23 protein-coding genes, 3 pseudogenes and 1 other annotated feature are annotated in these 18,923 nt (G+C 38.3%); of the genes and pseudogenes, 24 read left to right on the top strand and 2 right to left on the bottom strand.

The window, feature by feature from the left end:
• Positions 1 to 94 precede the first annotated feature (94 nt).
• From ACFORE_RS03810 to mmuM, 8 genes and pseudogenes are all read left to right on the top strand, one after another.
• Positions 95 to 934, top strand: coding sequence for a thymidylate synthase (locus ACFORE_RS03810; RefSeq protein WP_264879506.1), 840 nt, complete (start codon positions 95 to 97; stop codon positions 932 to 934).
• 86 nt (positions 935 to 1,020) lie between these two features.
• Complete coding sequence (locus tag ACFORE_RS03805; protein ID WP_154455223.1) at positions 1,021 to 1,515, top strand: dihydrofolate reductase; 495 nt, start codon at positions 1,021 to 1,023, stop codon at positions 1,513 to 1,515.
• Positions 1,516 to 1,522: 7 nt separating this feature from the next.
• The gene (locus tag ACFORE_RS03800; protein WP_154455224.1) at positions 1,523 to 1,693 is read left to right on the top strand and encodes a hypothetical protein; all 171 of its coding nucleotides are present in this window, start codon (positions 1,523 to 1,525) and stop codon (positions 1,691 to 1,693) included.
• Between the two features lie 33 nt (positions 1,694 to 1,726).
• Positions 1,727 to 2,959 carry an ATP-dependent Clp protease ATP-binding subunit ClpX gene (gene clpX / locus ACFORE_RS03795; RefSeq protein ID WP_168260665.1) on the top strand — a complete coding sequence of 411 codons (1,233 nt, stop codon included), beginning with the start codon at positions 1,727 to 1,729 and terminating at the stop codon, positions 2,957 to 2,959.
• Between the two features lie 7 nt (positions 2,960 to 2,966).
• Complete coding sequence (gene yihA / locus ACFORE_RS03790; RefSeq protein WP_154455226.1) at positions 2,967 to 3,563, top strand: ribosome biogenesis GTP-binding protein YihA/YsxC; 597 nt, start codon at positions 2,967 to 2,969, stop codon at positions 3,561 to 3,563.
• 188 nt (positions 3,564 to 3,751) lie between these two features.
• Positions 3,752 to 4,438, top strand: coding sequence for a CPBP family intramembrane glutamic endopeptidase (locus ACFORE_RS03785; RefSeq protein WP_380434996.1), 687 nt, complete (start codon positions 3,752 to 3,754; stop codon positions 4,436 to 4,438).
• A gap of 18 nt (positions 4,439 to 4,456) precedes the next feature.
• Positions 4,457 to 4,696 (top strand): annotated as a pseudogene (locus tag ACFORE_RS03780) (amino acid permease); the annotation flags it as partial.
• A gap of 14 nt (positions 4,697 to 4,710) precedes the next feature.
• Positions 4,711 to 5,658 (top strand): homocysteine S-methyltransferase, encoded by a 948-nt coding sequence (gene mmuM, locus ACFORE_RS03775; protein WP_235281030.1) that lies wholly within the window; start codon positions 4,711 to 4,713, stop codon positions 5,656 to 5,658.
• Positions 5,659 to 5,711: 53 nt separating this feature from the next.
• Here mmuM and ACFORE_RS03770 read toward each other — a convergent pair whose 3' ends face one another.
• Complete coding sequence (locus tag ACFORE_RS03770; RefSeq protein ID WP_294427284.1) at positions 5,712 to 7,820, bottom strand: AAA family ATPase; 2,109 nt, start codon at positions 7,818 to 7,820, stop codon at positions 5,712 to 5,714.
• A gap of 358 nt (positions 7,821 to 8,178) precedes the next feature.
• Positions 8,179 to 8,311, top strand: a sequence feature (ribosomal protein L10 leader region).
• Between the two features lie 27 nt (positions 8,312 to 8,338).
• On the opposite strand from ACFORE_RS03770, the gene rplJ reads away from it, so the two are divergent.
• The 8 genes and pseudogenes from rplJ (at position 8,339) to ACFORE_RS03730 (ending at position 12,469) form a co-directional block, all read left to right on the top strand.
• Positions 8,339 to 8,839 carry a 50S ribosomal protein L10 gene (rplJ, locus tag ACFORE_RS03765; protein WP_154455229.1) on the top strand — a complete coding sequence of 167 codons (501 nt, stop codon included), beginning with the start codon at positions 8,339 to 8,341 and terminating at the stop codon, positions 8,837 to 8,839.
• A 68-nt stretch (positions 8,840 to 8,907) separates the two neighbouring features.
• On the top strand, positions 8,908 to 9,276 hold the full coding sequence (gene rplL, locus ACFORE_RS03760) for a 50S ribosomal protein L7/L12 (RefSeq protein WP_003065188.1): 369 nt from the start codon (positions 8,908 to 8,910) through the stop codon (positions 9,274 to 9,276).
• Between the two features lie 199 nt (positions 9,277 to 9,475).
• Positions 9,476 to 9,649, top strand: coding sequence for a hypothetical protein (locus ACFORE_RS03755; RefSeq protein WP_032514088.1), 174 nt, complete (start codon positions 9,476 to 9,478; stop codon positions 9,647 to 9,649).
• The gene (locus tag ACFORE_RS03750) at positions 9,646 to 10,464 is read left to right on the top strand and encodes a replication initiator protein A (protein ID WP_044668667.1); all 819 of its coding nucleotides are present in this window, start codon (positions 9,646 to 9,648) and stop codon (positions 10,462 to 10,464) included. The genes ACFORE_RS03755 and ACFORE_RS03750 overlap by 4 nt, the downstream gene beginning before the upstream one ends.
• A 23-nt stretch (positions 10,465 to 10,487) precedes the next feature.
• A pseudogene (locus ACFORE_RS03745) lies at positions 10,488 to 11,456 on the top strand (DUF3991 domain-containing protein); the annotation flags it as partial.
• 53 nt (positions 11,457 to 11,509) lie between these two features.
• Positions 11,510 to 11,737, top strand: coding sequence for a DUF5965 family protein (locus ACFORE_RS03740; protein WP_012775533.1), 228 nt, complete (start codon positions 11,510 to 11,512; stop codon positions 11,735 to 11,737).
• Positions 11,734 to 12,123, top strand: a complete 390-nt coding sequence (locus tag ACFORE_RS03735; protein ID WP_024408868.1) for a DUF5945 family protein — start codon at positions 11,734 to 11,736, stop codon at positions 12,121 to 12,123. Before ACFORE_RS03740 ends, ACFORE_RS03735 begins: the two co-directional genes overlap by 4 nt.
• A 49-nt stretch (positions 12,124 to 12,172) precedes the next feature.
• Positions 12,173 to 12,469 (top strand): hypothetical protein, encoded by a 297-nt coding sequence (locus tag ACFORE_RS03730; protein ID WP_044682494.1) that lies wholly within the window; start codon positions 12,173 to 12,175, stop codon positions 12,467 to 12,469.
• Between the two features lie 8 nt (positions 12,470 to 12,477).
• Here the strand turns inward: ACFORE_RS03730 and ACFORE_RS03725 are convergent, their stop codons facing one another.
• Complete coding sequence (locus tag ACFORE_RS03725; RefSeq protein ID WP_374041728.1) at positions 12,478 to 12,759, bottom strand: DUF5960 family protein; 282 nt, start codon at positions 12,757 to 12,759, stop codon at positions 12,478 to 12,480.
• Between ACFORE_RS03725 and ACFORE_RS03720 the strand changes: the two genes are divergently transcribed.
• The 8 genes and pseudogenes from ACFORE_RS03720 (at position 12,758) to ACFORE_RS03685 (ending at position 18,693) form a co-directional block, all read left to right on the top strand.
• Positions 12,758 to 13,434, top strand: a protein-coding gene (locus ACFORE_RS03720) for an IS6-like element IS1216 family transposase (protein ID WP_001067797.1) whose coding sequence is annotated in 2 segments (ribosomal slippage) — positions 12,758 to 12,944 and positions 12,944 to 13,434 — 678 coding nt in all. Because the reading frame shifts where the segments join, the coding sequence is not laid out codon by codon here. The two genes, ACFORE_RS03725 and ACFORE_RS03720, sit on opposite strands and share 2 nt — an antisense overlap.
• 208 nt (positions 13,435 to 13,642) lie before the next feature.
• On the top strand, positions 13,643 to 13,747 hold the full coding sequence (locus tag ACFORE_RS03715) for an ArsR family transcriptional regulator (RefSeq protein WP_017648109.1): 105 nt from the start codon (positions 13,643 to 13,645) through the stop codon (positions 13,745 to 13,747).
• 59 nt (positions 13,748 to 13,806) lie between these two features.
• Positions 13,807 to 14,100 (top strand): ArsR/SmtB family transcription factor, encoded by a 294-nt coding sequence (locus tag ACFORE_RS03710; RefSeq protein WP_000385048.1) that lies wholly within the window; start codon positions 13,807 to 13,809, stop codon positions 14,098 to 14,100.
• A gap of 1 nt (position 14,101) precedes the next feature.
• The gene (arsD, locus tag ACFORE_RS03705; protein ID WP_000049327.1) at positions 14,102 to 14,473 is read left to right on the top strand and encodes an arsenite efflux transporter metallochaperone ArsD; all 372 of its coding nucleotides are present in this window, start codon (positions 14,102 to 14,104) and stop codon (positions 14,471 to 14,473) included.
• A 133-nt stretch (positions 14,474 to 14,606) separates the two neighbouring features.
• Positions 14,607 to 14,954, top strand: a complete 348-nt coding sequence (gene arsR, locus ACFORE_RS03700) for an As(III)-sensing metalloregulatory transcriptional repressor ArsR (RefSeq protein WP_000384355.1) — start codon at positions 14,607 to 14,609, stop codon at positions 14,952 to 14,954.
• A 35-nt stretch (positions 14,955 to 14,989) separates the two neighbouring features.
• The gene (gene arsA / locus ACFORE_RS03695) at positions 14,990 to 16,732 is read left to right on the top strand and encodes an arsenite efflux transporter ATPase subunit ArsA (protein ID WP_380434995.1); all 1,743 of its coding nucleotides are present in this window, start codon (positions 14,990 to 14,992) and stop codon (positions 16,730 to 16,732) included.
• A 36-nt stretch (positions 16,733 to 16,768) separates the two neighbouring features.
• Positions 16,769 to 16,999, top strand: a pseudogene (locus ACFORE_RS03690) (arsenic resistance protein); the annotation flags it as partial.
• Positions 17,000 to 17,019: 20 nt separating this feature from the next.
• Positions 17,020 to 18,693 carry an FAD-dependent oxidoreductase gene (locus ACFORE_RS03685; RefSeq protein WP_000706535.1) on the top strand — a complete coding sequence of 558 codons (1,674 nt, stop codon included), beginning with the start codon at positions 17,020 to 17,022 and terminating at the stop codon, positions 18,691 to 18,693.
• Positions 18,694 to 18,923: the final 230 nt, after the last annotated feature.

Below are 18,923 nucleotides of genomic sequence, written 5' to 3'. Positions count from 1 at the left end.
TAAGAATTTAAGCCATTTATTGCTTTCCTTTGCAATTTTGACACTTTTTAGCTAAAATAAAAAAAGCTAATTTTTGAGAATCGAGGAAAAACACATGACAAAGGCTGATGCCATTTTTAAAGAAAACATCCAAAAAATTATGACAGAAGGGGTCTTTTCAGAAAATGCACGGCCTGTTTACCAAAGTGGCGGGCAAGCCAACTCAAAATACGTAACGGGTGCTTTTGCAGAGTACGATTTGAGTAAGGGTGAGTTTCCCATTACCACTTTGCGCCCTATTCCCATTAAGAGTGCCATTCGTGAGATTTTTTGGATTTATCAAGACCAAACCAACGATTTATCCGTTTTAAATGACAAATACGGTGTGAAATACTGGAACGATTGGGAAGTTGGACACACAGGAACAATCGGCGAGCGCTACGGTGCCGTAGTCAAAAAACACGACATCATTAACAAAATTTTAAAACAATTGGAAGATAATCCGTGGAACAGACGCAATGTCATCTCGCTTTGGGATTACGATGCTTTTGAGCGGACGGAGGGGCTTTTGCCATGTGCCTTTCAGACCATGTACGATGTAAGGCGTGTAGGCAGCGATATTTACCTTGATGCGACCCTAACCCAACGCTCAAATGATATGTTGGTATCGCACCACATCAATGCCATGCAATACGTGGCTTTGCAGATGATGATTGCCAAGCACTTTGGTTGGAAAGTCGGCAAATTCTTCTATTTTGTCAATAACCTACACATTTACGACAATCAATTTGAACAAGCACAGGAATTATTACGTCGTGATCCAACGGATTGCAAACCAAGACTAGTTTTAAACGTACCTGACGGAACCAATTTCTTTGACATTAAGCCCGATGATTTTGAATTGGTAGATTATGACCCAGTTAAGCCGCAATTGACATTCGATTTGGCCATCTAGGTTTTGGGAAAATGCTCCTGTGATGTTGGATTTCTGAATTTTTTGGAGAAATTTGATAAAATGGAGTTGATGAATGGAAGGATAGTATGACAAAACAACTGATTGCCATTTGGGCAGAAGATGAAAATCACTTGATCGGTGTCGATGGCGGTCTGCCTTGGCATCTACCAAAGGAATTAAAGCATTTTAAAGAAACAACAATGGGGCAGGCTCTGTTGATGGGGCGAGTGACCTTTGATGGCATGGGTCGTCGTGTTTTGCCAGGGCGTGATACCCTTGTTTTGACGCGGGATAAAACCTATCAGGCTGACGGTGTGACCGTTGTTCATAGTCCTGAAGAGGTTTTCCAGTGGTTAGATGAACACGATAAAGACTTGTATGTCGTGGGCGGTAGCCATGTGTACGAACGCTTTTTACCTGATTGCCAGACCCTAATTAGAACAAAGGTTCATGCGACGTTTATAGGCGACACCTACTTCCCAGAAGTGGATATGACAGATTTTAAAACCGTTTCAGAAACGCATTACGACAAAGATGAAAAAAATGCTTACGATTTTACCATTACAGTTCTAGAAAGATAGGAAGAGGATGCAAAGAAGTATTTTTGGTGTATTTACGGCTTTTTTAATGGTTATTTGTATCTTGTGTGCTATCCCAGCACTTAGAAGAAGACGCTATGCCTTGGCTGTTCTTTTGTTTTTAAATGCCTTTACAAACCTAGTAAATACAATCCATGCCTTTTATGGCACGTTATTTTAATGAAATGAAAAGGATAGGTGAGAAAGAGTAACTATGGTTGGAAATCGAACAAATGATGTTAAAGTATATTGTTCTTTCTGTGGGAAAGGACAAGACGAAGTCAAGAAAATCATTGCAGGAAACAATGTGTTCATTTGTAATGAATGCGTGGCTTTGTCCCAAGAAATTATCCGTGAAGAACTGGCGGAAGAAGTGCTAGCGGATTTATCAGAAGTTCCAAAACCAAAAGAATTGATGGCGATGCTTGATGAATACGTTGTCGGGCAAGAATGTGCCAAACGTGCGCTTTCTGTGGCGGTTTATAACCACTACAAACGCGTGGCTTTTGCAGAAAACCGCGATGAAGAAGATGTTGATTTGCAAAAATCAAATATCTTGATGATTGGCCCAACGGGTTCAGGGAAGACTTTCCTTGCGCAAACCTTGGCCAAAACCTTGAATGTTCCATTTGCGATTGCCGATGCGACATCATTGACTGAGGCAGGTTATGTCGGAGAAGACGTTGAAAATATCTTGCTCAAACTGATTCAAGCGGCTGACTTTAATATTGAACGAGCTGAGCGCGGAATTATCTACATCGACGAAATCGATAAAATCGCGAAAAAAGGGGAAAATGTATCCATTACGCGTGATGTTTCTGGTGAAGGGGTGCAACAAGCACTTTTGAAAATCATCGAAGGAACCGTTGCCAGCGTGCCACCACAAGGTGGACGAAAACACCCAAATCAAGAAATGATTCAAATCGATACCAAAAATATCCTCTTTATCGTTGGTGGTGCTTTTGATGGCATCGAAGACATTGTCAAACAACGTTTGGGTGAAAAAGTTATCGGCTTTGGTCAAAACAACCGTAAAATTGCTGATGATGCTTCTTATATGCAAGAAATCATCTCAGAAGATATTCAAAAATTCGGTTTGATTCCTGAATTTATCGGACGTTTGCCAGTCGTTGCAGCGCTTGAAAAATTGACTGCAGATGACTTGGTTCGTATTTTGACAGAACCACGAAACGCCTTGGTTAAACAATACCAAACCCTTATGTCTTATGATGGTGTTGAGTTAGAATTTGATGACGACGCCTTGCAAGCTATTGCCAATAAAGCTATCGAACGTCGAACAGGGGCGCGTGGTTTGCGTTCTATCATTGAAGAAACCATGATGGATGTTATGTTTGAAGTACCAAGCCAAGAAGATGTCACTAAAGTTCGTATCACGAAAGCGACAGTTGACGGAACGGAAAAACCGATTTTAGAAATTGCGTCTTAAGGAGAGAATGATGACTGAGTATTTAAATACCCATAATGCCTCGCTTCTTTTGAGTGCCGCTAACAAATCGCATTACCCGCAAGATGATTTGCCGGAAATTGCCTTGGCTGGACGTTCTAACGTTGGGAAATCAAGTTTTATCAATACCCTTTTAGGGCGTAAAAATCTTGCTCGGACATCAAGCAAACCAGGAAAAACCCAGCTTTTGAACTTTTACAATATTGATGACAAGCTGCGTTTTGTGGACGTTCCAGGTTATGGCTATGCCAAAGTTTCTAAGACCGAGCGTGCTAAATGGGGCAAGATGATTGAAGAGTATTTGGTGAGCCGTGACAATTTGCGTGCGGTAGTGAGTTTGGTGGATCTGCGCCATAGCCCTAGCGCCGATGATGTGCAGATGTACGAATTCCTTAAATATTACGAGATTCCTGTCATCGTGGTAGCTACGAAAGCTGATAAAATCCCCCGCGGTAAATGGAACAAACACGAGTCTGAAATCAAAAAAACACTGAATTTTGATAAATCAGACCAATTCGTTATCTTCTCATCTGTTGACCGTACTGGCTTAGATGACGCTTGGGATAGCATTTTAAGTGAATTATAAAGGAAAAGATTGGTTTAGCCAGTCTTTTTTTGTTATCGTTTTTGCCTAGCGCTATTGATAGATAAAGACTATTACCCTCCCTGAAAATCTTATGCTATTATAGATATATACTTATTATAAAAGATGGCGTTTATAGAGAATTATCATTTTTAACACGGGGAACACTTCCAAATACAGGAGGAAATGAAATGAAAAATCAGCAAATGATGGATATTAACAAAAAGAGTACTGCTCTTACACTCATCGGTATAACAGTAATGATATTGTTGACTTTGACAAAAGTTGTTCCTTCCTCAACCATAGCAGGGTATTCCGTATTTGTGGGGATAGTATTTTTCTTTATAGTAGAAGATGTTAGTAAAACACGAGCTTCCGAATCGGGTTTACGTTTCAATACTATCGTCACCGACCTCAAAAAGTCGGGAGTCATTATTTGGATGTTGCTACCGAGTTTAAGTGGTATTGCGGCGCTTGTTGCAGGAAATATCATTTTTGGTGGAGAATTTGTTGCCCATGTAATGGGACGGACGGATTCTATCTTGTCTTTTGATAAGACGGCATTATTGATAGGTCAAGTTATCATTGCAGCATTTGGAGAAGAAATTGCATATAGAGGTTTCTTCTTTGGAAAATCCTTGAAAATATTTCCAATTTGGATTAGTGCCGTAGTATCGTCTATTGTTTTTGCTGCTGGACATATTGCTACTGGAAACATAGGAATTGTAGCTTACGATATTGCTGGTGTGTTCATTTACAGTTTGATTTTTTCGGTAATTTATTATAAGTCTGGAAATTGTGTTATCAGTACCTTTTCACATATTCTTGGCAATACAATATCAATTGTCGCTGTATTTATGTTCTTTTTAATGAGGTAGGAAAGTTGCTTTATCTCTATATCCATTCCCATAGCACAGATTCGTTTCCGTAAAGCCTTCTTGAAGACACACACTTTAGATGACTTGTCTTTCAAAACACCTTTCACTCCTGTTTTGCCCTATATCACTATTGTGTTGTTGGTGATTTCGATTATCGGTATTGCTTGGGATGCGTCACAACGTGCAGGACTGTATTTTGGCATTCCGTTTGTTCTTTTATATTATGGTTATCATTATTTGCGGTATAAAAAATGGTAGGAGGAAAATAAGCCATGGGAAAATTGGAGGATTTATTAGCCAATCAGGAAGTTATCATCTTAGATGGTGCTTTGGGTACGGAATTGGAAGAGCGTGGCTATGATGTATCTGGAAAATTGTGGTCTGCTAAATACCTTTTGAAAAATCCTCGTATCATTCAGTATCTTCACAGTATTTACCTTCGTTCGGGAGCAGATATTCTGACAACGTCAAGCTACCAAGCAACTGTTCAGGGCTTAACGGATTTTGGTTTATCTGAAAAAGAAGCTCTGGACATCATCGCTTTGACAGTCACCTTAGTCCAGCAAGCTCGTGATGAGTTTTGGCGTACTTTATCAGATGAAGAAAAGGCCAAACGCTCTTATCCCTTGATTGCTGGAGATGTTGGGCCTTATGCCGCTTATTTGGCAGATGGCTCGGAGTACACGGGGCATTATCATCTAAGTAAAGAAGCTTACCAAGCCTTTCATCGTTCGCGTATTCAAACTTTGTTGGCTGCTGGATGCGACTTTTTAGCCATTGAAACCATTCCAAATGTTCATGAAGCCAAAGCTTTGATTGATTTATTGGCGACGGATTTTCCAGAAATAGAAGCCTATCTGTCATTTACAGCACAAGACGATAGCCACATTTCAGATGGCACTCCAATTGAAGTAGTGGCGGATTTGTGTGAGCAAAGTCCTCAGGTTTTAGCTTTTGGCATTAATTGTAGCAGCCCGACAGTTATTTCGGGTCTATTGAAACGCATTCGGACAGTATCTCAAAAAACGCTAGTTGCCTATCCTAATTCTGGTGAAGTTTACGACGGTAGCACTCAAACTTGGACTTCAAGTCCTGATGAAGCACGGACCCTTCTTGAAAATAGCAAGACTTGGCTAACATTAGGTGCCCAAATCATTGGTGGTTGCTGCCGTACTAGTCCCAAAGATATTGTTAGTTTGGCGCAAGCTTTTCACAAATAAAAAAAGCCCAACTCAAACGAGTTGGGCTTTTTGGGAGCGTTTAGTGGAAAAGATTATTTTTCGCTAATAACAAGTTCGCCATCTTCCATATCGGCTTTAAGGTGTTTCACATCGGTGTGGTCAAGGTAGAAGTCAGTGATTTTATCACGGATTTCTTGTTCAATGACACGGCGAAGTGGACGGACACCCATGGCTTCATCGTAACCTTCTTCGATAAGGTGTTCTTTAGCTGCGTCACTAACAACCAAATCAATACCTTTCTTAGCGATAGTCTCGCTGACTTCATCAAGCATCAAGTTGACAATATCTTTCAAATCTTCCTTAGTCAAATGAGAGAATTCGATGATACCATTGAAACGGTTAAGAAATTCTGGGCGGAAGTAAGGAGCGATACGGTCCATAATCTCCATATCTTTTTCAGCGTCACCAGTTAATGATTCATGACCAAAACCAGCATTTGATGTCGCAATGATAACCGTATTCTTGAAGTTAATGGTGTTACCTTGACCATCTGTCAAACGACCATCGTCTAAGACTTGAAGAAGAAGGGTGATGACTTGAGGGTCTGCTTTTTCAATTTCATCCAAAAGGACGATAGAGTAAGGATTACGACGAACACGTTCCGTCAAAGTGTTGTTGTTGTCATCGTAACCAACGTAACCAGCGGTTGTACCAATTAATTTAGAAACGGCTGTACGGTCAGAGTACTCAGACATATCCAAACGAATGATGGCATCTTTTGAACCAAACATATCAAAGGCTAGTTGTTTAGCAAGTTCGGTTTTACCAACACCAGTAGGACCGACAAATAAGAAGCTACCAATTGGGCGATTACCTTCGTCAAAACCAGCACGGTTACGACGGATAGCACGAGCAACAGCTTCAACAGCTTCGTCTTGACCGATGACTTTACCTTTCAAACGGCTAGCCAATTCTTTCAAACGTTCAATATCACTAGCACCCATATTAGATACAGGCACACCAGTCAAACGTTCAACAGATTCAGCCACATCGTTAACCGTAGCAGTTACTTTTTGACCTTCAGTGTGGTTGTCAATTTGTTTTTGAAGGGCTTCAATACGTGTCTTCGTATTAAGTGCTAATTCATAATCTTCATTAGCAACAGCTTGTTCTTGTTTATCTTTTTGTTCTGCAATTTCTTTTTCAAGTGTTTTGACATCTGTGACAGGATGTTGTGCAGCCAAGTGAGCAGCTGTCATATCAATCAAGTCAATAGCTTTATCAGGTAAGCTACGTTGTGGGATGTATTGGATAGAAAAATCAACGGCAGCTTTCAAAACATTGTCAGGAAGGACAACGTTGTGGTGCTTTTCATACAAATCACGAATACCCATCAAGATGTTAAAGCTATCTTCAGCAGAAGGAGCATTTACTTTAACTTCATTGAAACGACGAGCAAGAGCTGCGTTCTTCAAAATAGTGTTACGGTATTCGTCTTGAGTAGTAGCACCTATAACGGTCAATTCACCACGAGAAAGAGCGGGTTTCAAAATATCAGCCAAACCTTTAGAGCCAGAGTCACCGCCAGTAGAACCAGCACCTAAAATTTGATGGATTTCATCAAAGAATAAGATGATGTTTCCAGCGTCTTTGACTTCTTTAACGAGGTTTTGTACGTTTTCTTCAAAAGCACCACGGTATTGTGTACCAGCTTCAAGACCAGAGATATCAATTGAAATGATTTCTTTATTCTTAATAGCAGCAGGGACATCACCATTGACAATAGCTTGTGCTAAACCTTCAACAACGGCTGTCTTACCAACACCAGCATCACCGACTAAAACGGGATTGTTCTTTGTACGACGTGATAAGATTTCAGCTGTTTCTTGAATTTCTTTATTACGACCAATAACAGGGTCCAATTCGTTAGCGCGAGCACGTTCTGTCAAGTTAGTACCAAGTTTTGCAAGGATACCATCTTGTTTAGGAGTGTTAGCAGCAGCTTGTTCTTGGTATTCTTCGTTACCAGGAAGTTTACCTGTCTTACGATAAGCAGCAAATTCTTCAGGTGTTACTTCACGTCCATTGATAAGATAACGTTTATTTTCAGAATTATATCCGCCCATGTTTCCCATGAGTTGATTGAAAATATCGTCCATTCCTCCAAAAGGATCTCTTCCATAAAAATCACGACTTGCCATAATCTATTACCTCTCTTCATATAAATGATATTATAGTACGATTTTAAACAAAAGGTGATATGCGATACAAAATCTCTTTTTCGGACTAGATCAATAGCTTGATAAGGCTTGGTTGATTGTCTTTTCTCAATCACCTTTATAGTATCATCATATAGCATATTCTCTTAAAAGTCAACAAAAAATACTCAAAAAATGTAAAAAAAGTAATACTATAATATGATTAGGAGCTAAAAACCTATATTTTTATAGGAAAGAGACGGTGTTATTAAAAAGAGAAAGTTTCCTAAAATAGCAAAAAAGATAAAAAAGTGGGCGTAATGGGTTGACAAGTCATCAAAAAGACGATATACTGATTAAGGTTTTATGATAAAACTGACCTAAGACAGCAGGGGAGCCGTGCTCATAATATTCCTGCCGAGGCACAAAACGTAATGAGAATAACGTATTTGTACTTTCGTGTCTAGGTTTAGGTGCGTTTTTTTGTGCCTATCCCAAAAATAATAACGGAGGTAAAACTAATGAGTGAAGCAATTATCGCTAAAAAAGCTGAGCAAGTTGAAGCTGTTGCTGAAAAAATGAAAGCTGCTGCATCTATCGTTGTTGTAGATTCACGTGGTCTTACAGTTGAGCAAGATACAGTTCTTCGTCGCAATCTTCGCGAAAGCGGTGTTGAGTTCAAAGTTATCAAAAACTCAATTTTGACTCGTGCAGCTGAAAAAGCTGGTCTTGACGATATGAAAGATCTTTTCGTTGGACCATCAGCAGTAGCCTTCTCTAACGAAGATGTTGTTGCTCCCGCTAAAATTATCAATGATTTTGCGAAAGATGCTGAAGCACTTGAAATCAAAGGTGGTGCAATCGAAGGTTCTGTTTCTTCAAAAGAAGAAATCCTTGCCCTTGCTACATTGCCAAACCGCGAAGGACTTCTTTCTATGCTCCTTTCTGTACTTCAAGCGCCAGTTCGCAATGTTGCTCTTGCAGTCAAAGCAGTTGCAGACAGCAAAGAAGACGCAGCTTAATGCAAAAAGTAGCCTAGTGCTATATTAATTTATTAAAAAACATATACTATTTTTTGGAGGAATCTATAATGGCATTGAACATTGAAAACATTATTGCTGAAATTAAAGAAGCTTCAATCCTTGAATTGAACGACCTTGTAAAAGCTATCGAAGAAGAATTTGGTGTAACTGCAGCTGCTCCTGTTGCTGTAGCTGCTGGTGGTGCTGCTGATGCTGGTGCTGCTAAAGACTCATTTGACGTTGAATTGACTTCAGCTGGTGACAAGAAAGTTGCTGTTATCAAAGCTGTACGTGAAGTTACAGGTCTTGGTCTTAAAGAAGCTAAAGCTCTTGTTGATGGTGCACCTGCTAACGTTAAAGAAGGCGTTGCAACTGCAGAAGCTGAAGAAATCAAAGCTAAACTTGAAGAAGCTGGAGCTTCTATCACTCTTAAATAAGAGTCACATCATAATTAGATTGCGGAATCCCTATTTACCAGTCTTTGAGAGCGATAAGCGATTGATAGAAACTGATAAATTGATTTGGTTTCCTGCCAAAAATCCTGCCAAAATTTCTTTGGCAGGATTTTTGTTTTAATAAATTATCGGGGGGTAGACATTAAATTGTCTACCCCTTTTTTGCGTTTTGGAGGTAATTATGCAAAAGAAGGAACAATCATCACGCCAAATCGTGATGTGTCATCTCGCGTCTATCTTGGGAGTTGATATTGAGAAAGCAACTCAGCTAATTGATGAAATGGAACAAGTAGGTTTAATCCGATTTGATGAATTTGGAAATGTTGGAATATTAGTCTTGGAGGGACAATCATGAAACGTATTACCGCTAATCAGTATCAGACATCAGAGCGATATTATAAACTCCCTAAAGTTTTGTTTGAGAGTGAACGGTATAAGGATATGAAACTGGAGGTTAAGGTAGCCTACGCGGTTTTAAAAGATCGGTTGGAGTTGTCTTTGAGTAAAGGCTGGATTGATGAGGATGGGGCAATTTATTTGATTTATTCCAATTCAAATCTGATGGCACTTTTAGGCTGTTCAAAGTCAAAATTACTCTCTATCAAGAAAACCTTACGTGAATATGGCTTAATTGATGAAGTCCAACAGTCTTCTAGTGAAAAAGGTCGAATGGCAAATAAAATTTACTTGGGGGAATTAGAACATGAACCTACCCCAGTCTCCGATTCAAACGGGGCTAGTGTTAAAAAAACACCAGGGGGGTCTCAAAGAAAGACGGGGCCGGTCTTAAATTCAGCCCCTAGTGAGACTGAAGGAAGTGAGACTAAATATAGTGAAACTGAAGGGAGTGATTTCCTTATTGAGGACGAGGAGGAGATTCAGCTAGTAGATGACAAACAAGAAGAAAACTTTACTCAAAAAGTAGATGCTGTGACCAAGTACGATCGAGACTATATTTGGGGTTTGGTTCATGACCAGTTAAGACAGACAGGTCTATCTCAATCGGCTAGTGACTATGCCATGATTTATTTTAGTGACCGTTATCAGTATGCTTTGGAACATATGCGATTTGCTCGGTCAGCGGAAGTGATAGCTGAATACGTGTTTAATGGAGTGCTGTCAGAGTGGACCAAGCAATTGAGACGACAAGAAGTAAAGGGAGGTGATTAAGATGATTTGGTGGATACTAAGCGGAATCTATTCGGATTTTTGCGGATACCAATACTTTCAAATGGTTTTCAAGAGATATACAAGGGGATGTGATAGACTTTGTACAGTTAGTGGCAGGAGTGTCTTTCAAAAAAGCCTTGTCTTACCTTGAAACTGGAGGCTTTGAACAAGCTAAGGTGATTGAAGAAACTTATCAACCCTTCCAATATCATTTGCGTGAAGAACCCTTTCAGCAAGCACGTACTTACTTGAATGAAGTTCGTGGCCTAAGTGATGAGACTATAAATACCTTTGGTAGACAAGGATTGCTTGCTCAAGCTACTTATCATTCGGAGTCAGCATTAGTGTTTAAAAGCTATGACCATAATGGGACCTTACAGGCCGCAAGCCTTCAAGGTCTCGTTAAGAATGAAGAAAGACACAAACGTGGCTATTTGAAGAAAATCATGAAAGGCTCTCATGGCCATGTCGGTATTAGTTTCGATATTGGGAATCCTAAACGACTCATTTTTTGCGAATCAGTTATCGATATGATGAGTTATTATCAACTTCACCAAAAGCAGATATCAGATGTTCGCCTGGTGTCAATGGAAGGAATAAAACTTTCAGTGATTGCTTATCAGACCTTGCGTCTAGCAGCAGAGGAACAGGGGAAATTGGCATTTCTAGATACAGTAAAACCAAGCAGACTTAGCCATTATCTTCAGGCAATACAAGAGACGACAACCTTTTTTCAAACTCATTCAAACGTGCTAACATTGGCTGTTGATAACGATGAGGCAGGAAGAGAATTTTGTCAGAAACTGTCAGATAAAGGACTTCCAATCACCAAAGATTTACCACCATTGCAGGGACTGGAAACAAAGTCAGATTGGAATGATATTGTGAAGCAACAGAAGGAAATATCCTTAAGCAATCTTATTCAGTCAGCCCAGATACAAGCCATTAAGAATCATCCTCCACCAAAACGAGAGCGTGCTATGGAATTGTGATAACAAAATCAAGTCCGCTATCATAATCTAGAAAGGGACAAGGAGGACACCCTATGAGTGTGATTGAACGTCTGGCTGAAAAAGTAGCTAGGCAAGAAGAAAAGGTCTCACGTGAGACAGAGAAATTGGAACACTATCGTGACCAACTACAAACAGCTATGTACAGTACCTTTATCAAACGGCAACAATCTAGTCAGTTGTCATTTCATGAAGCACTAGAGCAAGCCTTTGGTAAAGAAACCACACTACACTCAAATTACAGAAATGAGGATACAGAATGAGTAAAACATGGAATTTTGATCAGCCACTAGACGATGTGAAACCAACATCGTCCCATGAAGAACGAGCTAAAATCGCAGCACTCTTCCATAAACAGGATGAAAAACCAATTGAAGAAGTAGACTATGTGGCTGCTTTTGAACAACAACAAAAGGAGTCAAAATATAAAGATGACCAAACGCTCGCATCAACCGTTAAACAAAGTCAGCCGAAGAAGGTAAATATCACAAGTGACTATAAACAACACTTGGCTGATACCATTGCACAAAATAACAAGGATATTTCAGCCTGTCAAAAGCAAATTGAAGAACTTCATCAATTGATTGATGAAAAGAAAATCCAAAATAAAAAGTTGCAGGCTATTTCAGTAGCCATTGATGATTTATAAGTCAGGTAGTCCTATGCGGGCTACCTTTTTACAATTGAAGGAGAAGATAATGAAATTTTTTCAAAAGAAAAAACAGAACCAGGATCAATTTAAACGACTGATTCATCGACTATCTGAGATGTCAGATACTGAATTAACCAAAGTAGAACAACTCCTAGATGTGGTTTTTGATACAAATTTTAAGCCTGATAGGAACGTTGAATTATCTCAAAGCGTTATAAACGATGAGGAACAAAGTCTTGATAAGTCGATCCAAGAAGCGAAAAATAAACTTAACATGGAACAATTCGAAAAAAACATTGAGAGATTTAGACAAGGTAGGCGAGAGAGCAATAATAACAAATAACAGACCAATTATTTTGGCCTGTTTTTTGAAATATGTGTCATCGTTGAATCGTAACAGTATAGCCTAACTAGATTATTATCTCGTGAAGGTTCAACATTGAACATAAAATAATGGTCCTGATAATCTTTAGCGTTTTCTTTGTTCAATTTGAAATAGGATTTTTGAGATTTGGCCATGGCAAGCATAATATCATCTGTTAAGAAAGTAAGTGGAGGGTTCTGTTGCAAAGTTTTAAATCTACTACCAAATAAGGTAGAATAATAGAAAAAGATAGCAGGAGGAATGACGATGAATCCTTTTAAAGGAAAGAAATTTCAGCAGGATGTGATTATTGTAGCCGTGGGCTACTATCTTCGTTATAACCTTAGCTATCGTGAAGTTCAAGAAATCTTATATGATCGTGGCATTAACGTTTCTCATACGACGATTTATCGTTGGGTGCAAGAATATGGCAAACTACTCTATCAAATTTGGAAAAAAATAAAAAATCCTTTTATTCATGGAAAATGGATGAAACGTACATCAAAATTAAAGGAAAATGGCATTATTTGTATCGAGCCATCGATGCAGATGGTTTAACCTTGGATATTTGGTTACGTAAAAAACGGGACACACAAGCAGCCTATGCTTTTCTTAAGCGGTTAGTGAAGCAGTTTGATGAACCGAAGGTTGTAGTCACAGATAAAGCCCCCTCTATTACAAGTGCCTTTAAGAAACTAAAAGAATACGGCTTTTATCAAGGGACAGAACATCGTACCATTAAATACCTGAATAATTTGATTGAACAAGACCATCGTCCAGTAAAGAGACGCAATAAATTCTATCGAAGTTTACGCACTGCCTCTACCACGATTAAAGGCATGGAAGCCATTCGAGGATTATATAAGAAAACCCGGAAAGAAGGCACTCTCTTCGAGTTTTCGGTCTGTACTGAAATCAAGGTATTATTGGGAATCCCAGCTTAAATCATAGATACCGTAAGGGATTTTATTCTTTATTTAAAACTTTGCAACTGAACCTTTCAGGAGATGCTTTAAGAGGTATTTTATAATTTACGATAGGATATAACTCATATTTTACTCATTGACAAAATATAGATAAAGTTCTATATTAAATATAGATGAATTTCTATGTGGAGGTGAGAATATAGATTATTTAGGATTATCAAAAATTATGAAGGCAATTGCAGAGCCTAATAGACTTCAAATATTAGATATGATTTCAACTGGTGAAAAGTGTGCATGTGATATTTTGGATAATTTTGATTTTACTCATTGACAAAATATAGATAAAGTTCTATATTAAATATAGATGAATTTCTATGTGGAGGTGAGAATATGGATTATTTAGGATTATCAAAAATTATGAAGGCAATTGCAGAGCCTAATAGACTTCAAATATTAGATATGATTTCAACTGGTGAAAAGTGTGCATGTGATATTTTGGATAATTTTGATTTTACTCAGCCGACACTATCACATCATATGAAGGTTTTAATTGAGGCGGGAGTAGTAACCGCACGTAAAGAAGGCAAATGGCAATATTATTCTCTGGTAACAGAGAACATTGAAGAATTTCAAGAATTAATACATCAGATATTGAATACAAAACAAAAAGAAGGAGTTATGTAAAATGAGTAAAGTATCGTTGTACGAACCAGCAATGTGTTGTGACACAGGAGTTTGTGGTCCCGGAGTAGATACAGAATTGCTTCGAGTTTCCTCTATTATTCAAACATTGGAAAAAGCCGATGGTGTAGAAGTAGAGCGTTTTAATTTAACAGGTAACCCTGCGGCATTCGTTGAAAATGAAAAAATTGGGGAGTTGTTACAGTCTAAAGGAGCCGACATACTACCAGTTGTTTTATTAGATGGTGAAATTGTGAAAATGGCTGGTTATCCGTCAAATGAGGAGTTTAGTGTCTATACTGGTGTTAATTTCTCAGAGGATAAGAAAGAAGAACAATCAAATAGTTGCTGCTCTCCATCATCTGGATGTTGCTAAAACTAAGAAACTAAAGCTTATGAGAAGAGATTCTCATAGGCTTTTTTATTAAGTGAGACAGAATCTATTGACAATAGATGGATGAACATCTATACTATATATAGAAGAACTTCTATGTATGGAGGGATGAAAGATGGATTATGAATTAACAGCAAAAGTTTTTAAAGCATTAGGAGACCCAAAAAGGGTTCAAATTGTGGATATGCTCTCTTGTGGTGAGCGTTGTGCATGTGATTTATTAGAGCATTTTGAATTTACACAACCAACGCTTTCCCATCACATGAAAGTGTTAATGAATGCAGGGATTGTTCAAGCCAGAAAATCAGGGACATGGCACAATTATTCATTGAATGCGGAGAATATGAAAGTATTATCTGGTGTCATTCAAACAATCATTCAAAACACAGATGACTGTATTTGTCATACGATTGATAATGCTGCATGTTCTTGTGAGGTTAAATGGAGAGTAACAACTGCTTAGAATGATGATGTTAAATTTAAAGGAGGAAACCAAACATGAAATTGTACCAACCAGATCAGCTACCATTAACAAAGTATCTATTTTTTACAGGAAAGGGAGGTGTTGGTAAAACAACGACTGCTTGTGGCACTGCTACTTATTTAGCAGATAGTGGGAAAAAAGTTATGTTAGTCAGTACCGATCCAGCAAGTAATTTACAAGATGTTTTTCAAACAGAATTAACAAATAAAGGGAAAGAAATTCCAGAAGTTCCGGGATTAACTGTAGCAAATTTTGATCCTGTAACAGCAGCTGATGACTATAAAGAAAGTGTTGTAGGACCATTTAGAGGGAAACTACCTGATTCTGCTTTAGCGAATATGGAGGAACAATTATCTGGTTCTTGTACAGTAGAGATTGCTGCCTTCAATGAATTTTCTGGTTTTTTAACTGATCCAGAAGCAGAGAAAAAGTATGATTATATTATTTTTGATACCGCACCAACAGGTCACACGTTAAGGATGTTACAGTTACCGTCTGCATGGAGTAATTTTATGGATGAAAATACAACAGGAGCTTCATGCTTAGGTCAATTATCTGGTTTAGGTGATAAAAAGGAAATTTATGAGCATGCTGTAGCTACATTAGCTGATGGAGCAAAAACAACTTTAATGCTTGTAACTAGAGCACAAAAGGCACCACTTTTAGAAGCAGATCGAGCTTCTAAAGAATTACAAGAGATAGGCATTGAAAATCAAGTTTTATTAGTGAATGGCGTCTTAGAGGAAGCAACAGATAGAGTATCTCAATTGATTTATGATGGACAACAAGAAGCGTTGGCACAAATGCCAGATAGTTTGAAAGCTTTTCCTGAGTACAGTATTCCTTTACGTTCTTACAATGTGACTGGTGTTGAAAATCTACGCCAATTGTTGAAATCCAATCAAGGTGAATTTTTAACTGAAATAGTCACACCAAGAGCATTTCCTAGATTGAAAGACATCGTGAATGAGTTGCATCAATCTGATAAAAAAGTGATTTTTACAATGGGTAAAGGTGGCGTTGGGAAAACGACTATTGCTGCGGCAATTGCCACTGGTTTAGCAGATAAAGGCAAGAAAGTTCATTTGGCTACAACCGATCCAGCTGCTCATTTACAATTTGTGATTTCTGAATCCGATCAAATCAAGGTGAGTCATATCGATGAGGACAAGGAATTAGCAGATTATACAGAAGAAGTATTAAGCAAGGCTCGTGAAACGATGTCACCAGATGATGTTGCTTATGTAGAAGAAGATTTACGTTCGCCTTGTACACAAGAAATCGCTGTATTCAGAGCTTTTGCAGAGATTGTGGATGATGCCGATTGTGATGTGGTAGTTATTGATACCGCACCAACAGGACATACATTACTATTACTTGATTCTACCCAAAGCTACCATAAAGAAGTAGAGCGGACATCTGGTGAAGTACCAGAATCAGTGAAACGTCTCTTACCTCGTTTGCAAGATGGAAAAGAAACCGAAGTGGTCATGGTCACTTTACCTGAAACAACACCTGTTTATGAATCTATGCGACTACAGGAAGACTTGGATCGAGCAGGCATTGCTCATACATGGTGGGTCGTGAATAACAGTATGTTAACAAGTGGTACAACAAATCCAATGTTACTAGTCCGAGCACAAAATGAAAATACATGGATTGATAAAGTAGCAGAATTATCTAATAATCATTATGGGGTTGTAGAATGGCATGCAGAAGAAATCTCTGGAGAAGCACTACACAATATATTGAATTAGAAGCATTTTATTTTTTTTATTGATAGATAGAAATTTTTCTATATTTCTAAACGTATGGGAACCAGTTATCCAATTGCAGCTTCATTATCGTTTACCGCAGCGAGCAATAATTTTGAATTAGCAATTGCGGTAGCAGTTGGCGTATTTGGTATTAATTCAGGGGAAGCCTTTGCAGCAGTAATTGGTCCACTAGTGGAAGTTCCGGTTTTGATTGGTTTAGTAAATGTAGCATTGAAATTTAAGCAAAAATATTTTAAGCAAACTTAAAAAAGGAATGAGGCATCTTTATGAAAATTGTGATTATTGGTTCAGTAGCAGCTGGGACAAGTGTGGCTGCAAAGGCTAGACGAAATACAGAGGAAGCAGAGATTGTTGTCTACGACCAAGACAAGGATATTTCCTATTCAATTTGCGGGATTCCTTATTATATAGGAGATGAAGTTGAAGAGTTAGATAAGTTGACCCCTAGAAATGCTGCATGGTTTAAAAAGCGTTATAATGTAGATATTTTTACAGAGCATCGAGTGACAGCTATTCATCCTGAAACTCAAACGCTTGAGGTTGAGAATCTTCAAACAAAGGAGAAGAAAACCGAATCCTATGATGAATTGGTTTTAGCAACAGGAGCCAAACCGATTGTGCCAGAGATTTTTAAAGCACAGCAAGCTAATAGAAATCTTTTTCATGTTCGTACTATTCAAGATGCTGCTGCCATTCACTCATTTATTGAAAAAGAAAAGCCACAACAAGCTACTATTATTGGTGCAGGCTTTATTGGATTAGAAATGGCAGAGCAATTGGTCCATAAAGGAATAGAGGTAACTATTATTCAACGTGGCAATCAAGTCATGAAACAAATGGATGCTGATATGGCTTATCGTGTCCAAAAGGAGCTTGAAAAGAATCATGTTAAGCTCCAACTGAATACAACAATCACAAAAGTAATAGAGAAGGATGGCTATATTACTGAATTAGCAACCAATCAAGAGCAAACAATCAAATCGGATTTAGTCATTCTTGCAGCTGGTGTTACTCCGAATACTTCACTTATTCAATCGACAACTATTCAATTGGGAAAATCTGGTGCGATTAAAGTGAATAAGAAAATGCAGACAACGGTACCACATATTTATGCGGTAGGAGATGTTTCTGAGAGCTATTCTGTCATTACAGATAAACCAATATATCGTCCACTTGGATCAACTGCTAATAAGATGGGTAGAATTGCTGGTGATATCATCACAGGAGGAACACTGGAACATCGTGGTATTTTAGGAACTGGTATTGTTCGAGTTTTTGATTTAGCGGTTGCATATACTGGTTTAACAGAAAAAGAAGCTAAATTAGAAGGATTAGAGACAGCTATTCTTTATAATATTAAGCCAGATCATGCGGACTACTTAGGTGGAAAAGAGCTGACAATCAAAGCTTTAGCAGATAAAAGTAGCGGGAGAATTCTTGGAGCTCAGATTATTGGAGAGCAAGGTGTAGATAAACGAATTGACGTAATTGCCACTGCAATTTCATTTGGTGCAGTAGCAGAAGATTTGTTCCATTTAGACCTTGCTTATGCACCACCATTTGCGACAACGAAAGACCCCGTTCTTTATACTGGAATGGCGTTAGATAATGCAATAAGCAATGGAACACCTTTAATGACCCCAACTGAATTGATTGAGCGACAAGCAAGTGGAGAACAACTGCAAATTATTGATACTCGTTCCAAAAAACAATATGAAATTTCTTGTGTTAAAGGGGCTATCCATATTCCATTAGCAGAAATACGTGATAGAGTGGCGGAGCTAGATAAAAATGTAACAACAATCACGTATTGTAATAAGGGCGTAACTGGAAATGCTGCTCAAAATATCCTGTTAAACGAAGGATTTAAAGAAGTCTATAATTTATCTGGAGGAAATAAAAATTACCAGATAATTGCCCAAATGCTCGCCTCTAACTGATTTAATGATGAAGGGATTAAATAGATGACAGAAGAAAAAAGAGCGTTGGCAAGACTTGCTGGTATCTTGGGAGCTTTCCTCGCTGCCAAACTATTAAACTATCAAATAAATGTTGGTATATTTGTATATTTGTAAATTTTGTTATAATTGTTGTGGTTCTATATGTTTTAGCTAAAAAAAGAGAATCTAAAGCTAAAGAAGACAAAAAATAGTTTGTCGCAAATGCAGTT

The sequence above is a fragment of the Streptococcus alactolyticus genome, from assembly GCF_042649785.1.
GTDB classification, from domain to species: Bacteria; Bacillota; Bacilli; order Lactobacillales; family Streptococcaceae; genus Streptococcus; species Streptococcus alactolyticus.
Note: the sequence above shows the minus strand (reverse complement) of the source record. Positions and strands in the feature narration are given on the sequence as shown.

Excerpts from the sequence above, each read along its gene's own strand:
- ACFORE_RS03770 (WP_294427284.1), bottom strand. The coding sequence starts at position 7,820 with ATGGCAAGTCGTGATTTTTATGGAAGAGATCCTTTTGGAGGAATGGAC.
- arsD (WP_000049327.1), top strand. The coding sequence starts at position 14,102 with ATGAGTAAAGTATCGTTGTACGAACCAGCAATGTGTTGTGACACAGGA.
- ACFORE_RS03730 (WP_044682494.1), top strand. The coding sequence starts at position 12,173 with ATGAAATTTTTTCAAAAGAAAAAACAGAACCAGGATCAATTTAAACGA.
- ACFORE_RS03750 (WP_044668667.1), top strand. The coding sequence starts at position 9,646 with ATGAAACGTATTACCGCTAATCAGTATCAGACATCAGAGCGATATTAT.
- ACFORE_RS03735 (WP_024408868.1), top strand. The coding sequence starts at position 11,734 with ATGAGTAAAACATGGAATTTTGATCAGCCACTAGACGATGTGAAACCA.
- ACFORE_RS03715 (WP_017648109.1), top strand. The coding sequence starts at position 13,643 with ATGAAGGCAATTGCAGAGCCTAATAGACTTCAAATATTAGATATGATT.
- clpX (WP_168260665.1), top strand. The coding sequence starts at position 1,727 with ATGGTTGGAAATCGAACAAATGATGTTAAAGTATATTGTTCTTTCTGT.
- ACFORE_RS03685 (WP_000706535.1), top strand. The coding sequence starts at position 17,020 with ATGAAAATTGTGATTATTGGTTCAGTAGCAGCTGGGACAAGTGTGGCT.
- ACFORE_RS03810 (WP_264879506.1), top strand. The coding sequence starts at position 95 with ATGACAAAGGCTGATGCCATTTTTAAAGAAAACATCCAAAAAATTATG.
- ACFORE_RS03755 (WP_032514088.1), top strand. The coding sequence starts at position 9,476 with ATGCAAAAGAAGGAACAATCATCACGCCAAATCGTGATGTGTCATCTC.
- ACFORE_RS03805 (WP_154455223.1), top strand. The coding sequence starts at position 1,021 with ATGACAAAACAACTGATTGCCATTTGGGCAGAAGATGAAAATCACTTG.
- mmuM (WP_235281030.1), top strand. The coding sequence starts at position 4,711 with ATGGGAAAATTGGAGGATTTATTAGCCAATCAGGAAGTTATCATCTTA.
- arsR (WP_000384355.1), top strand. The coding sequence starts at position 14,607 with ATGGATTATGAATTAACAGCAAAAGTTTTTAAAGCATTAGGAGACCCA.
- yihA (WP_154455226.1), top strand. The coding sequence starts at position 2,967 with ATGATGACTGAGTATTTAAATACCCATAATGCCTCGCTTCTTTTGAGT.
- ACFORE_RS03785 (WP_380434996.1), top strand. The coding sequence starts at position 3,752 with ATGAAAAATCAGCAAATGATGGATATTAACAAAAAGAGTACTGCTCTT.
- rplL (WP_003065188.1), top strand. The coding sequence starts at position 8,908 with ATGGCATTGAACATTGAAAACATTATTGCTGAAATTAAAGAAGCTTCA.
- rplJ (WP_154455229.1), top strand. The coding sequence starts at position 8,339 with ATGAGTGAAGCAATTATCGCTAAAAAAGCTGAGCAAGTTGAAGCTGTT.
- ACFORE_RS03800 (WP_154455224.1), top strand. The coding sequence starts at position 1,523 with ATGCAAAGAAGTATTTTTGGTGTATTTACGGCTTTTTTAATGGTTATT.
- ACFORE_RS03740 (WP_012775533.1), top strand. The coding sequence starts at position 11,510 with ATGAGTGTGATTGAACGTCTGGCTGAAAAAGTAGCTAGGCAAGAAGAA.
- ACFORE_RS03710 (WP_000385048.1), top strand. The coding sequence starts at position 13,807 with ATGGATTATTTAGGATTATCAAAAATTATGAAGGCAATTGCAGAGCCT.
- arsA (WP_380434995.1), top strand. The coding sequence starts at position 14,990 with ATGAAATTGTACCAACCAGATCAGCTACCATTAACAAAGTATCTATTT.